The sequence below is a fragment of the Micromonospora sp. NPDC005367 genome, assembly GCF_040606825.1.
Taxonomy (GTDB): Bacteria; Actinomycetota; Actinomycetes; order Mycobacteriales; family Micromonosporaceae; genus Micromonospora.
The window spans coordinates 98,876-113,084 of the sequence record NZ_JBEXFP010000016.1; the positions used below are offsets into that span (position 1 = coordinate 98,876).

12 protein-coding genes and 1 pseudogene are annotated in these 14,209 nt (G+C 71.8%); 3 read left to right on the forward strand and 10 right to left on the reverse strand.

The features are described 5' to 3' along the window. Positions 1-13 precede the first annotated feature (13 nt). Entirely contained in the window at positions 14-1,306 is a 1,293-nt protein-coding gene (locus ABZS42_RS14215; RefSeq protein WP_355145169.1) for a serine hydrolase, read from the forward strand. Between the two features lie 61 nt (positions 1,307-1,367). On the opposite strand, the gene ABZS42_RS14220 is transcribed toward ABZS42_RS14215, so the two are convergent. The 4 genes from ABZS42_RS14220 to ABZS42_RS14235 form a co-directional block, all read right to left on the reverse strand. Continuing rightward, complete coding sequence (locus ABZS42_RS14220) at positions 1,368-2,126, reverse strand: MerR family transcriptional regulator (protein ID WP_355145171.1); 759 nt, start codon at positions 2,124-2,126, stop codon at positions 1,368-1,370. A gap of 38 nt (positions 2,127-2,164) precedes the next feature. Then, entirely contained in the window at positions 2,165-4,525 is a 2,361-nt protein-coding gene (locus ABZS42_RS14225) for an EAL domain-containing protein (RefSeq protein ID WP_355145173.1), read from the reverse strand. A 342-nt stretch (positions 4,526-4,867) separates the two neighbouring features. Then, complete coding sequence (locus ABZS42_RS14230; RefSeq protein ID WP_355145175.1) at positions 4,868-6,397, reverse strand: hypothetical protein; 1,530 nt, start codon at positions 6,395-6,397, stop codon at positions 4,868-4,870. Next, positions 6,394-7,494, reverse strand: coding sequence for a hypothetical protein (locus tag ABZS42_RS14235; protein ID WP_355145177.1), 1,101 nt, complete (start codon positions 7,492-7,494; stop codon positions 6,394-6,396). Before ABZS42_RS14235 ends, ABZS42_RS14230 begins: the two co-directional genes overlap by 4 nt. A gap of 180 nt (positions 7,495-7,674) precedes the next feature. Here ABZS42_RS14235 and ABZS42_RS14240 point away from each other — a divergent pair. Beyond that, positions 7,675-7,896, forward strand: a pseudogene (locus tag ABZS42_RS14240) (type II toxin-antitoxin system RelE/ParE family toxin); the annotation flags it as partial. Beyond that, positions 7,859-8,176, forward strand: coding sequence for a helix-turn-helix transcriptional regulator (locus tag ABZS42_RS14245; RefSeq protein WP_355145179.1), 318 nt, complete (start codon positions 7,859-7,861; stop codon positions 8,174-8,176). The pseudogene ABZS42_RS14240 and the gene ABZS42_RS14245, both read left to right, overlap by 38 nt. Positions 8,177-8,308: 132 nt before the next feature. Here ABZS42_RS14245 and ABZS42_RS14250 read toward each other — a convergent pair whose 3' ends face one another. The 6 genes from ABZS42_RS14250 to ABZS42_RS14275 form a co-directional block, all read right to left on the reverse strand. Further along, positions 8,309-9,181 (reverse strand): SRPBCC family protein, encoded by an 873-nt coding sequence (locus ABZS42_RS14250; protein WP_355145181.1) that lies wholly within the window; start codon positions 9,179-9,181, stop codon positions 8,309-8,311. Beyond that, on the reverse strand, positions 9,174-9,731 hold the full coding sequence (locus ABZS42_RS14255) for a helix-turn-helix domain-containing protein (RefSeq protein WP_355145183.1): 558 nt from the start codon (positions 9,729-9,731) through the stop codon (positions 9,174-9,176). The genes ABZS42_RS14250 and ABZS42_RS14255 overlap by 8 nt, the downstream gene beginning before the upstream one ends. Positions 9,732-9,821: 90 nt before the next feature. Then, positions 9,822-10,772, reverse strand: coding sequence for a hypothetical protein (locus tag ABZS42_RS14260; protein WP_355145185.1), 951 nt, complete (start codon positions 10,770-10,772; stop codon positions 9,822-9,824). Continuing rightward, positions 10,769-11,290, reverse strand: coding sequence for a SigE family RNA polymerase sigma factor (locus ABZS42_RS14265; protein ID WP_355145187.1), 522 nt, complete (start codon positions 11,288-11,290; stop codon positions 10,769-10,771). The genes ABZS42_RS14260 and ABZS42_RS14265 overlap by 4 nt, the downstream gene beginning before the upstream one ends. A gap of 137 nt (positions 11,291-11,427) precedes the next feature. After that, positions 11,428-12,771: a class I SAM-dependent methyltransferase gene (locus ABZS42_RS14270; protein WP_355145189.1), complete on the reverse strand. Its 1,344-nt coding sequence runs from the start codon at positions 12,769-12,771 to the stop codon at positions 11,428-11,430. After that, positions 12,768-14,168 (reverse strand): FAD-binding oxidoreductase, encoded by a 1,401-nt coding sequence (locus ABZS42_RS14275; protein WP_355145191.1) that lies wholly within the window; start codon positions 14,166-14,168, stop codon positions 12,768-12,770. Before ABZS42_RS14275 ends, ABZS42_RS14270 begins: the two co-directional genes overlap by 4 nt. Between the last annotated feature and the right edge of the window lie 41 nt (positions 14,169-14,209).

A 14,209-nucleotide genomic window follows, 5' to 3' on the forward strand; every position in this document is an offset into this window, starting at 1 on the left:
ATATCGTACGAACGTGAAGAAAACCGACAAGAAGGTCTCATCTTCCCGACGGCCCGCGTGGCGCGTACGCCTCACGAAGCTGGCCGCCACGGGCGTCGTCCTCGCCCTGCTGCCCACCGGACCGGCCATGGCCGACGGCGGCGGACCGGCCCCGACACCGGGACCGCCGGACCGGCGACCACCGGCCAGCACCCTCGCCTGGCTGGCCTTCCCGGGCGGAGTCTTCTCCGTCGACAGCGAGACCCGCACCGTGCGCTACCGGGCCTGTGACGGCGACACCGGCCGGATCGTCGACCCGGGCATGCGGGTACGCGGCCGGGTGGCCAGCGGCGAGGTCACGGTGGACGGAACCACCTACGCGTACGACGTGCCGCTGGTCGGCCGCAGCCGGGGCATCATCGAGGTGACCCGCCCCGGAGCCTGGCCGGACGGGCTGGTCGGTGAGGTCGTCACCGAGCCGCAGCCGCCCAGCGACCCGGTCGCCGGTGGCCGGCTGCTCCCGCTCACCGGGCAGCTCCAGCAGGTCGTCGACGCCTCCACCGCCAACCCGGCAGGGGTGACCGTGCGGGACCTCTCCGGTCGGTACGGCGACCAGCAGATCGCGGTCAACGGCACGTTCCGCCCGAAGGCCGCCAGCGTGATCAAACTGTGGATCCTGGTGGAGTTGCTGCGCCGGGTCGACTGTGGGCAGGTCTCCCTCGACGACGGTGTGCTGGTCACCCCGGCCCAGGTCGTCGACGGCACCGGCGAACTACAGCACGAGACCTTCCCCCAGGTGGTGACCCTGCACCGACTCGCCGAATACATGATCAAGTACAGCGACAACACGGCCGCGAACGTGCTGATCGACTACTTCGGCGGCTTCGCGCCGGTCAACGATCTGATCGACTCGATGAACCAGCGGGAGACGATCCTGGCCCGCAAGATGCTCGACACCGAGGCCGCCATGCGCGGCGAGGAGAACTACACCAGCCCCGACGACGTGGTCGCGCTCCTCGGCGCCGTCTGGGACGCGCAGATCCTCACCCCGGCCTCCCGCGACCTGATGATCGCGTTCATGGCCGAGCAGACCCTGAACACCAAGATCCCGGCCGCGCTGCCGCCCGGGGTTCCCGTCGCGCACAAGACCGGCGACCTGCCGGACACCTCGCACGACGTCGGCTACTACCTCATCCCCGGCTCGCAGGTCGCCGTCGCATTCCTCACCTCCGGCCCGATGGCCGGCGGCGACGAGACCGTACGGCGACTGGCCCGCACCGTCTACGACTACCTCGTCGAACCGCAGGCCGGCACCTTCGAGCCGTGATCCTGGCGGTCCGGCCCGGCGGACCCTCCCCGGGTACGCCGGGCCGGAACGGGGTCCACGCTCAGGCGCGGCTGATCGCGTTGGCGTGGATCGCCTCAGCCAGATACGCGGTCAGGCCGGGCGCGATGTTCTCGTAGTGCGCGGTGAACCGTTCGTCGGCCAGGTACATGTCGGCCAGGCCGGTGTGGATCTCGTACGAGCACTCGTAGAACCAGCGGCCGATAATCTGCCGGTGCTCCTCGGCCAGCTCCATCGCCTCTGGGCCGTCCTCCGGCGCGCCGGAGGACATCACCGCCACGATTCGCCGCGCCCAGTCCTCGTTCTCCCGCCTGATGCGCAGCCAGTCGTCCGTGCCGTACCGGGACACCCGCCGGTTCGACTCCGCGTACGCCTCGCTGCCGCCCCACCGCTGCTCCGCCTCCTCGACGTGCGCCTCGGGGTCGAAGTCCCCGAACACCTCGAACCGCTCCTGCGGGGTCAGCCGGATGTTCAACTTCCTCGCCTCCAATGCGAACTCGATCGCCGAGACCATCTCCTGCAACCGCTTGATCCGTACCGTCAGCAGCTCGTGTTGACGGCGCAGGTGCGCGGCCGGATCGGCCGCCGGGTCGTCGAGGATCCCGGTGATCTGCTCCAACGGGAACCCGAGCTCGCGGTAGTGCCGGATGAGCTGCAACCGCTCCAGGTCCGCATCGTCGTAGCGGCGGTAGCCGGTCGAGCCGCGCCCGCTCGGCGAGAGCAGCCCGATCTCGTCGTAGTGGTGCAGCGTCCGCACCGTCACGCCGGCGAGCTTCGCCACCTGACCCACCGTGTACGCCATGGCCCCCTCCCTTCCGGAAACCAGGCTGCCGCCTGCCGTTACGTGAGGGTCAAGCCCGATTCTGCCCGCTCCAGCAGCGAGTTCAGCTGTACCAGGCCACCGGGGCGGCCGTACCGGTAACCCTGCCCGTGCAGGCAGCCGATCGCGGCGACCGCCGCGTGCTGCCGCTCCGTCTCGACCCCTTCGGCCACCACCGACAGGTCGAACGCGTTGGCGAGCCGGGTCACCATCTCCACGGTGGCGTACGCCCGGTCGTCGTCCAGGTCGAGCCGGGCCACGAACGAACGGTCGATCTTCAGCTCGGTGGCCGGGATGCGGTGCAGGTAACTCAACGACGAGTAGCCCGTGCCGAAGTCGTCGATGGCGATCCGGATGCCCAGTTCACGCAGCTGACGCAGCCGCTCCAACACCGCCTCGCTGCCGTCGATCAGCGCCGACTCGGTCAGCTCCAGGGTGAGCGTCCGGGGCGCCAGCCCGGCGGCGGCGGTGGCCGCGGTGACCGTGGCGATCAGGTCCGGCCGGCGCAGGTGCGCGGCGGCGATGTTCACCGCGACGGTGGCCTCGGTCGGCCGGTCCCGCCAGGTCGCCGCCGCCCGGCACGCCTCGTGGATCACCCATCGGTCGATCTGCACGATCAGCCCGGTCTCCTCGGCCAGCGGCAGGAACCGCGCCGGGCCGAGCAGTCCGAGCCGGGGGTGCCGCCAGCGGACCAGCGCCTCCGCGCTGCGTACCGCCCCGGTGGCCAGGTCGACGATCGGCTGGAATTCCAGGTGCAACTGGCCCTCGTCGACCGCCCGGCGCAGGTCGGCGATCAGTTCCGCCCGGGACACCGCGGCCTCGCGCAGCTCCGGCGTGCACACCCGGTACGCCGACTTCCCCGCCGCCTTGGCCGCGTACATGGCGATGTCGGCGTCGCGCAGTAGATCGGTGTGGGAGGTGTGCTGCGGGCCGTACTCGGCGATGCCGATGCTCGCCGAGGGATGCACCCCCGCGTGTTCCTCACCGTCGGAGGGGCGCAGCGCGTCGAGCAGCCGCTCGGCGAGCCGCTCCGGCGGTGCCGACCGTTCCCCGTCGACCAGTACGGCGAACTCGTCCCCGCCGAGCCGGGCGATGGTGCCGTCGCCGTCCACGGCGCTGCGCATCCGCGCCGCCAGGCGGGTCAGCAACGTGTCCCCGGTGGCGTGACCGAACCGGTCGTTGACCTGCTTGAACCCGTCCAGGTCGAGCATCAGCACCGCCACCGGACCTTCGACGCGCAGCGCCCGCCGCAGCTGGCGGATGAACATCAGCCGGTTCGGCAACCCGGTCAGCTGGTCGGTGTAGGCGAGCGTGCGCAGCCGCGCCACCAGCCACAGGTTCTGTTTGGCGGCCAGGCCCTGCCGTACAGCCAGGGCGGCGAGCAGCCCCAGCATGCCCACGAACACCAGGTGCGGGGTCTGGCCGGTCGGCATCCGGGCCAGCATGACCGCCCCGATCGCCCCACCGACCAGCAGGTACGGCAGGGCCACCTGCCACCACGGCGGCAGCGGAGCCTCAGCGGTGTCGTCGGGATCGGTGCAGGCCGGCGGAGGCGGATACCAGGTCGCGGCGACGATCAGCAGGTAGCTCACCGGCCAGCCCACGTCGAGGAGGTGGCCGGCGAAGTAGTCGCCACGCGCGGCGAGCGCGACGTACGCCGTGTCGGCCAACGCCCGCGTCGCGAGGCTGCCGGCGATCATCGTCATCGGCCGCCAGACCGGACGCGTCGTGCCGGCCGCCGCCACCAGGACGGTCAGCTGCACCAGATCGAGCATCGGAAAGAACAGCCCGAGGGTATGTACCGGATCGGCCAGTTCCGCCGCGTCGATGTCGCGGAACACCACCACCCAGACGATCGGCACCAGGGCGAGCCCGACGATCACCCCGTCCAGCAGGACGCGGGCCCGGCCGACCGAGCTGCGCGGCGCGGTGAGCACGCAGAGCAGCGCGACGGTGCCGGCGAGGATCCCGGTGAGGTAGACCGCCGCGACGAGCGCGATGTGCGGCAACTCGCCACCGTTGAGCCGCTGCGCCGCCCAGAGCGCCCGGCCGATCGCGGCGAGCCCGGTACTGGCGGCCAGCAGCGCCCAGAACCGACGCAGCGGAGCCGGCTGTCGGCGCGCCGCGCCCACGCAGGCCGTCACGGCCCAGCCGGACACCAGCAGTGCGCCGAGGTCGCTGGCCAGGGCCGCGCCCGGCAGCGCCGCCGCCAACCAGATCGTCAACAGCAGCACGCCGCCCAGCCCGACCAGCAGCCCGACCCGACGCGGGTGGGCCGAGCCGGACGGCACTCGGCCGGTCCGGCGGCGGTCGGGCGACCCGCGGTCGGCGGACGCCGGGCGGGCGCAGGCGGGCGCCTGCTCCAGGTCCTGAGGCGGCACGCTCGCTCCGGCTCCCTCCCGTGCGGGCACCCCTGCGGCGCGGACCGCCCCGGCCCAAACGCGAAAAGCCTAGCCAGCGTTCGGGCTGCCCCGCCAGGGGCCGACCGGATGGTTCCCGATATACGCAGCGTCACCTTCGCGCGACAATGGCGGCCTGCTCGACCTTCCGGGCTCTCACCCGCCCCGCCCCGGCCGACCGCATTGACGTGCTTCCGCACCCGCCCGCGCCGCTGGGCGATCCGGGGCGCAGCAATCACGGACCGTGGTCACGACCGCGGTGTCGCAAGTGGACCGGGCGGCTCGTCGGACAATTGCCTGACCGCCCTGTCGAGCTGCCCCGGATCAGGCCCACTCCTCCCGGGGGTCACCGTCCGAGCCGGGCAGTTCACCGGAGGCAGCAGCATCGGCCACGAAACCCGGTGGGCCGCCGTGGGTCCACGGCGTCTCCTCCGGGGCGGGGAACGCCCCCGACAGCAGGTACGCATCGGACAAAGTGGTGTAGCAGAGGCGCTCCCCCACCTCCGGCACGCTGCCCGGCGGCGCGGTCAGCCCGCGCCCCATCCCGCCGGAGAGCTCCAACACCACCTCGGTCTTGCCGTCCGCGCCCGGGGTCACGAAGACCACCCGGGCCTTCTGCGACGGCCGGGCCGGGCAGTACAACGTCGCACCGACCGGCACGAGCACCGGCTCGGTGGTAACCAGCTGGATCCGGGGACGTAGCACCGGCCGCTTCCCGCTGTCGTCGACACGCTTCGGGTCGGCCAGCGTCACGTCACCGACGAACGCCTCACCGGTCAGCCGGTGCTCGGCCATCACCAGCGGATCGTCGTAGGCGCGCTGCACCGCGTACGAGGTGAGGGCCCGCTCCAGCCGGTGCAGCCGTACCGCCGCGGCCACCGCGCCGTCCCGGCGGGGTTGTGGGCCACCGCCGGAATCCACGTGCTCCGCGTGCGCGGTGAAAGCGTCTCGGTCACCGGCCCAGCGTCCCTCGACCCGAGCGCCGGGGGTCAGCCCGCGCAGCAGCCCGACGCCGCGCCACATCAGCTCCCAGGTGGGGGCGAGCTGGTCGCGCAGCAGCGCTTCGAGCTCCGCGTACGCCTCGGCACGCGCCCGCGGGTCCTCCTCCGCCTCGGCGTACGCCTCGATGGCCGGGGCGAGCCGGTGGTTGTCGAAGTCCGGATCGGTGGCCGGCCCGGCCGGCGGGTGCGTCGACGGATCCTCGGCCCGGGCGGCCGCCTCGGCGCCGGTGAGCCCGGCCGGCGGGTCGATCCAGCCGAACAGCGCCGGCAGGTGCAGGTCCTCGACCGCGCTCTGCCCGGTCGCCCAGTGCAGGGTGAGCGCGTCGGTCATCGCCAGCAGCGCCGACGAGCCGGGATGTTCGGCCCGCTCGCCGAAGAACGTCAGCCAGCGCCCGAGCAGCGGCACCGACGGATGCACCGGATAGTCCCCGTCCGGGCGGCGGAACCGCGTCGACCGGCCGAGCAGCCGCAGGAACGTGATCCCGGCCGGGTTCGGCACCAACAGCTGCGGCGCGTCCACGTACCGGTGGCGGACGTCCCGCCCCCGGTCGACCGCCACCGCCTCGCTCGCCCCCCGGTACGCGTCCAGGTGGGGCAGCACGACCGAGGCCAGCTCGGCTGCGAACGCGAAGCGTTGGCTCCGGTTACGTGGCTGCGGCACGATCAGCAGCTTCGCCTCGTCCGGCGCCGCGCCGACCAGGGCGGCCAACGGGGCGTTCGCCTCACCGGCCAGTGCGAGCGGCACCAGCACCAGTGGGCGTTCGTGCAGGTGGATGTGGCGCACGGTGGCCACCGGCTGGGCCACCCCGGCGGCGACGGCCTGCGCCTTCGCGAGCGCGCGCAGCGTACTCATGCCGGAGCGCCGAGGGCGTCGGAGCGCAACCGGGCGGCGGCGCGCAGCAGGGCGGCGGCCTCCGCCTGCTCCGGCTCGGGAGCGCGTTCGCCGGAGGCGAGCGCCATCACCTCCGCCACGGTGCCGACCCCACCGAGCGCCTCCCGGACCGGCCGTCCCATCGCAGCGCTCCGGCCACGCGCCTCGTGCCGACAGAAGTAGGACAACTCGCAGCTGGCCAGGCACTCCGGCGCGTACCGGGCCTCGACGCGGGCCAGCGCGGCGGTCAGTGTCTCCGGGTCGGCGGTCAGGTCGGCGGTGAAGTCGGCGGGCACCGCGGCCAACAGGTCGTCGAGGCGATCCATCCGGGTCAGTTGACGGCGCAGCACGAGCAGCTGCTTGCGTACGTCGAGCAGGCTCGCCACCGGCTGGTTCGCGAAGTCGAGCGGGCAGATCAGCACCACGTCGTGTGACACCAGCTCGGGGTCGTGCCCGGACGCGGCGAGCAGTTCGCGCAGCGCCAGCACGTACACCGCGGACTGGGTCGCGGCGGCCGACACCTTCGCCGGATCGGCCTGCCCGTCGATCACCGGAAAGGACTTGATCTCCACGACGTGGAACCGGCCGGCCAGCCGGGCGGCGACCAGATCCGGTTCGAGGTGCACGCGCCGCCCGGCGACCTCCAGGCTGAGCAGCGGATGGTCGAAGAGTGCGGCCGGCTGGCGCGGGCCGGTGGGCACGGCGGCCGTCAGCAGCTCGCGGGACCGGGTGTGCCGCGCGGGCAGGTCGTCGGCGGCACCGAGGTCGGTCCAGTCGGCCCGGTCGCCGGGCTCGACGCCGAGCCGCTCGGCGACCAGGCGGAGCAGTTCGGCCCCGCCGTCGGCCTTGACCTGCGCCTCGAAGGTGTTGCCGCGGGTGATGGCGAACCGGGACTGGCCGAAGCGGGCGGGGAAGCCGATTCGCTCGGCCAGGCCGGTCTTGTCGACCCCGGCGCCGTCCAGCACCGCCCGCCGGGTGCAGCCCGGGTTGCCGGTCAGCGCGGCGATCGTCCGGGCGTTGTGCCGCCGCGGCGGCACGCCGCCCCGGATGGCGGTCAGTCGCTGCTCGCTGCTCGTCATGATCCGCCAGGATAGGCCGCGATCGCACCGGCCGAGCGCAACCCGCGCCGGCCGGGACCGACGTCTGCCGGCCGCCGGGCCACCGTCGGCCGATACCGAGGTGCCGGCCTGCGGCCACCTGACCTTCGGCACCGTCCGCCATGTTTACCGATCGCTATACTCGGCGAGCGGGTCAGGACGAGGGAACTGCGGCCTGGAACGGTGCGCATCTCGTTCGTCTTCGCCCCATGGCGGTCCAGCATTCTCCTGGTCGCCGGAGACAAGGCTGGACAGTGGAAGACCTGGTACCAGCAGGCCATTCCGCTGGCCGAGCACTGGTACGCGGTCTACTTGAAGGAGCGCGCACAGCAGGAGGGGGACCGGCATGAGCGGTCATGTGCGTTGGCAGGACATCCGGGCTGAGTATGTGCGACGCGCGGGCGGCGAGGACGCGGTGCAGGCCGGCAAGGACGAGCTCCTCGCGCAGGTGGTCGGCCACCGGCTCGCGGAGATACGCCGAGCTCGGGGATTTACCCAGCAACAGATCGCCGACCGGATGGGCATCACCAAGGGCAGAGTGTCCCAGATCGAGCAGGGCCGGATCTCCGGCCAGGACGTCGTGGCCCGCTACGCGGCCGCACTTGGCGGACGGCTGCACCAGGCCATCTACTTCGACGACGGCGACATCGCCGCGATCGCCTGAGTGCCCGCTACAGCAGCTCTGCGCAGGATGCCCGCCGGCTCGACACGGGCTACGCGGTTAGGCAGCCGCAGCAGGACCAACGAGGTGGAGGTGTCCCGACGGCTCGGGACACCGTCACCTCGGCGCAGCGGGTCAGCCGGCGGTAATCACCGTCTCGGGCTCGGCGCTCGGCTCCTCGGTGAGCCACATCGGCTGCCAGTCCGCCAGCTCGTTGTAGCGGCGCAGCTCGTACAGGCCGCTCAGCGATCCGGCCCAGCCCGCGTACGGCGGGTGCGCCTCGTCGAAGCCGCTCTGCACGAAGGTGAGCTTGGTCTTCCCGTGGGACTCGGCCAGCTCCCAGGTGGTGACGCCGATGGGTCCCCAGTCGACGGAGACCTTGCGCCCCGGGTCCAGGTCGACGACCTTCGCGGCGTGACCCGACTCGAAACCACCCATGGCGTAGCGGCCGCCGACCCACGGCTCGATGCCGATCGGGTGGCCGAACCAGGCGCTGGCCTGCTCGGAGTCGGTCAGCGACGTGAACACCTTGGCCATCGGCGCGTCGATGAGGATCTCGCCGCGCATCTCGGTGGAGGTGAAGTCGATCTTCGGTAGCAGCGGCGCGCCCTCCAGGTGCAGGGCGAGGTTGGCGGTGGAGAGGCACCAGTACGTCTGCAGCACCCCGCGGATCGCGCCGCTGATCACGTCGGCGAAGTCCCAGTGGCTCTGGCTCAGGCTGAGGATCGTCGAATCGGCGCTCTCGGCCCGCAGCCGGAACTCGGTGGTGGTCTCCACCCCGTCGAGCGTCCACGCGAAGCGCAGCGTCTCGTCGTCGACGTGCAGCGGGCGCTGGCGCGGCGCGTCACCGTCGGGGGTGTAGCGGCCCCAGAACTCGTACCGCTGGGGCAGCTCGACCTCGGCGTGCTCGGCCAGCCAGACGCGCAGCTCGGCGGCGTCGGTCAGGGCCTGGCGAACCGCCTCGATCGGGGCGGCGAGACGGGCGTGCAGCTTCATCGGTTCACTCACGGTCTTTCCCCTTCGGGTAGCAGGCCACGGCGAGCTTGAACGCGTCTCCCTCGGCGCCGCCGTAGCGGGTGAAAAGGTCCTGCAGAGTGGTCTGCAGGTCGTGCAGGAACTGCTGGCGTTGCTCCGCCGGCACGCGGATCTCGCCCGACACCCCAACCGAGGGCAGTTCGGGCGCGGCCCGGTCGAGGGCGGCGATGTCGGCCTGGACCTCCTCCATGAGATCGAGGAGGTAGCCCAGGCTGAGCTCGTCGCGAGCCCGGCGCAGCCCGATGCGGCCCACCAGCCGGGGTGAGAGCCAGTAGGACCGGGCGGCGGCCTGGTAGATGCCCTCGGTGATGCCGCGGACCTTGCGCTCGGCGACCAGGTCGACGAGGCCGGCCGCGACCAACTGCTTGACGTGGTAGTAGACGCGCTGCGGCGTCTGCTCCAACCGGGCGGCCACCTCGGTGCAGGTGCGCGGCTCGGCCAGCTGCCGCAACACCTCCACGCGCTGCGGCTTGAGCAGGGTCTCGGCCTGCTCGATCTGTTCCAGGTACAGGACATCTCTCATGGCAAAATCAGTTTGTACGTACAAAATTTGTTTGTCAATCGGTTCGACGAAAGGCCGCGCGTGTCGCGCGGCCTTTCGTGGGACGTGCGCCTACTTGGACGGCCGCAGGTCGGCTCCGGCCGGCACCTCAACCTTCACCGGCACGCCGTAACCGGACAGCTCGATGACCACGCCGAGGTGGTACGTGTAGTCACTGCCGCGGATGCTCGTCTCTGCCGTACGGGCGTAGGTGACCTTCGCGATCCGGTCGTCCGCGCCGATCGTCACGTCGCCCACGAATTCGTCGGCGAGGATTCCGTCGGAAGCGTCCTTCACCGTGACCCCGAAGTGATAGACGCCGGCGGCCTTCTCCGTCACCGTGGCGCCAGCCCGGCGCAGCAGCCGGAACAGCTGCTGGGGATCCGCCGAGGCACCCAGGCCGCCACCCATCGCCATGTCGTAGTCGAGGTTGTCCTGCTTCCCCGGGTGCTTCCTCCAGAAAATCTTCCCGCTGTCGAGGTCCGCACCGTCCCGCGCCCCGGTGTAGCGGACACCGTTGACCAGCCGCTCGTGCTCGTAACCCGCCGCGATGACAGGCCGCAGCTTCCCGTTGTACGGCGATTCGAGGTAACCGGTGGCCGTCGTCGGATCGAACGCCCCCGTGGTGACCCAGCTTTCGCTCGCCGTCTCGGGCAGCTCCCCCTCCGGTGGCGCCTCGTCCTTCGAGGTCGTCGTGACCTTCACCCGGTAGCTGATGTTCTCGCTGGCCGCGGCCGCTGCGGCGAGCCGCAACTGCGGCGAGTCGGCACTGGCCGCCGGAGGCCGTTCGGCCAGCGGCCCATGCGGCCTCTCCGCGCCTTCGGGGGCACCGGCACCGATGGTCGCGACCGTGGCCAATGCCCCCACCACAGCGACCACGCCGGCGGCGTACGCCGTCCGGTGCAGAGCGACGCGCCGCCGGTGCCGCCGGGCGGCGTCTCCCAGGACGTCACGACTGAACACCAGACCGCGGACCTCGTCACGCATGCCAGTGGTCAACTGATCCTCAAGATTCGTCTTCATCCGCCTGCTCCCTTCACAGCTGCGTCCTCGAGAACCCAGCCGGCCGTCAGCTCACGCAGCCGGGCCAGCCCCCGCGAGGCGGAGGACTTGACCGTGCCGACCGAGCAGCCGAGCAGGTCGGCGGCTTCCGCCTCACTGAGCTGCTCCCAGTAACGGAGCGTCAGAACGGCCCGCTGCCTGGGCGGCAGCTCGGCCAGGGCCTGGATGAGCGCCTGCCGGACGTGCAGAGCGTCCGTCCCGTCCGGCTGACTCGGCGGCTCGACCTCGGCCAGCACCTCCGGCCGCCGCCGGCGCAGCCGCCACCGGTCAACCGCGAGGTGGTACAGCGTGCGCCGCAGGTACCCCTCCCGGTCGCCGTGCACGCGGTTCCAGTTCCGCATCAGCCGCTCCAGTGCCGCCTGCACGAGGTCCTCACCGGCGACACGGCTGCCCGTCAGCAGCACCGCCGTCGCGAGCAGCGCGTGGCCACGTTCGGCGACGAGGACATCCAGCCCTTCGAAGCGTTCCTTCCGCCGCACCGGTTCTCCTTCCGTCCCCAACAAGGACGACGGCGGTCACCCGAAGGTTGACTGGCGCACCGGGCCGACGATGTCAGCGAACCGAACGACGAACGGCCGCGCGGATGGCGCGGCCGTTCGTGGGGATCAGGCGCGGGTCAGGGCAGCCAGTCCGGGCGCAGCGGGTAGCCGTTGCTCCCGTCCGGGTTGTTGCGGGTGGCCAGCACCTGGTGCAGCTGGATGTTGTTGCGCTCGAACGCGAGCCGCGACCCGGCCATGTAGAGCCCCCACACGCGCGCGGTGCCGGCGCCCACCTCGGAGACGCAGAAGTCCCAGTGCTCGACCAGGTTGCGGCACCAGCCCGCCAACGTCAGCGCGTAGTGCTGCCGCAGGTTCTCCTCGTGGTGCACCTCCAGCCCGGCGTCGTGCACCTCGCTGATCACCCGGCCCGGCCCGGCCAACTCACCGTCCGGGAAGACATACCGGTCGATGAACGCGCCGGAACGGTGCGGAGCCCGGTTGTCCGCCCGGGTGATGCAGTGGTTCAGCAGCCGCCCGCCCGGGCGCAGCCGGTCGCGCAGCGCCCCGAAGTAGGCCGGGTAGTTCCGCACCCCGATGTGTTCGGTCAGGCCGATGGACGAGATCGCGTCGAACTCCTCGGTCGGCGCGTCCCGGTAGTCCATGTGCCGCACCTCGGCCAGCTCGCTCAGGCCCTCCCGCTCGATCGCCGCCTGCGCCCACTCGGCCTGCGCCTTCGACAGCGTCACACCGAGCGCCTTGACGCCGTACTCGCGAGCCGCGTGCCGGACCATCCCACCCCAGCCACAGCCCACGTCGAGCAGCCGCATCCCCGGCTTGAGCGCCAGCTTCGCGGCGACCAGCTCGTACTTCGACGCCTGGGCCTGCTCCAGCGTGTCGTCCGGAGAGCGGAAGACCGCACAGGTGTACGTCATCGACGGGCCGAGCACCCGCTCGTAGAACGCGTTCGAGACGTCGTAGTGGTGCGAGATCGCCGAGCTGTCCCGGTATCGGGAGTGCCGCAGCCCGCCCATCACCCGCTTCCAGCGCGGCTGTGCCTCCTGCGGCGGGGCCGGCGGCGGCCGCAGCCGCTCCCAGCCCAGCCCCCGCACCAGCGTCAGCGCCTCGCCCAACGCCGGCATATGCAGCCGCACATCGTCCCTGAGCACCCGGAACGCCTCGTACGGGTCGCCCGGATGCACTCCCTCCAACCCCAGGTCGCCGCTGACGTACGCGCGGGCCATCCCCAGGTCACCCGGAGCGGTGAGCAGATAGGACAGCCCCCGCTCGGAGCGGACGGCCAGCGTGATCCCGGCGTCGGCCGGACCGACGGCGCTGCCGTCGTAGCCCGTTATCCGTATCGGCAGATCACCCAGGGTCACCGCGCGGACCACGTCCGCCACGGTCGTACGCGACCGCCGGCCCCCCGCCGGCGGTGTGTCGGGGACGCTTGTGGCCCCCTGGTCACGATCGGTCAGGCTCATGCTCTCGCCACCGCCTTCTCGTACAGTCCGGTGAGCCGGTGCTCCGGGTCGTAGCGGTCCCGGACGGCGCGCCACGTCGCACCGCCGTAGAGCCGCTCGAAGGAGTCCCGGTCGTAGTACGCGTCGGAGTAGAGCGACTTGTGCCCGCCCATCTCCGACACCACGCGTTCGATCAACCGGTTGGCGTCACCGTCGGTGGCGCCCTCGGCGATCGGAACGCTCCCCCAGAAACCGATGTTGACGTAGTCCTGGCCCGGCCGCAGCGGATACAGCGGCCAGGATCGGGTCGAGCCGGGACCCGCCGGCTCACGGAGTCGCAGTGGGCAGAGCCAGACCGGGGTCATCCCGACCGCGCCTGCGAACCAGCGCAGGAAGTCGGCCGTCCGCTCCAATGGGATCTCCACGTCCTGCACCACCCGTTCCCGGGCCGGCCGGCCGCGTAGCCGCTCGATCCGGGCGGCGACACCGTGGCGGTGCTCGAGCCGGACCAGACGGTGGTAGACGTCGCTGCGCCGGTAGCGCGCGGGCCAGAGCCGGCGCACCACGGGGTGCTGCACGCCGAACGCCGAGGAACACCAGAACCAGTCGGTGTCCCAGCGCCAGAGATAGTCGTACGTGGTGAGCGTGTCCCGGATGCGCCGGCGCAGCGAGCGGTAGTAGATGTCCTGCCCGGTGTAGTCGCTGGGCCGCTCCCCCTCGTCGGTGAACGTGCCGAACACCAGGTACGCCTCGCCGGGGCTGAACATCACCCCGTCCATCGCGTCCACCGGCACCCCGTCCCAGGACCGGGTGGCGGTCACCTCGGCGATCGCGTCGGTGAGCGCCTCCAGCCGGGTGAACCGTACGTTGCGCAACGCCACGTACCGCCGCACCGGCTGGAGTTCGATGCGCAGCCGGGTGGCGTAGCCGAGGCTGCCCATCGAGTTCGGGAAGGCCGCGAAGAGGTCGGCGTGTTCGCCGTCGGGGCGAGCGGTGACGATCTCGCCGGAGCCGGTGAGCACGTCCAGCTCGGTGACCGACTCGTGTGGCAGGCCGTTGCGGAACGACGTCGACTCGATGCCCAGCCCGGTGACCGCGCCGCCCAGCGTGATGGTGCGCAGCTGCGGCACCACCAGCGGCATCAGCCCATGCGGGAGGGTCGCGTCGACCAGGTGCTCGTAGGTGCACATGCCCTGCACGTCGGCCGTGCGGGCGGCCGGGTCGACCGAGATGACCCCGGTCAGCCCGCTCACGTCGAGCCCCGGCGTTCGCACCTCGGTACGCGGCCGGAACAGGTTGGAGGTGCGTTTGGCGAGCCGGATCGGCTCGCCGGACGGCACCGCCGCGTACGAGCGCCGCAGCGTCGTCACCGCACTGTCATGGTCGACCGATTCAGGATCCACACGGACCGAGCCCATGTGATCACTCTACGCCCGTTGGCCGCGACGGCACCCGATGT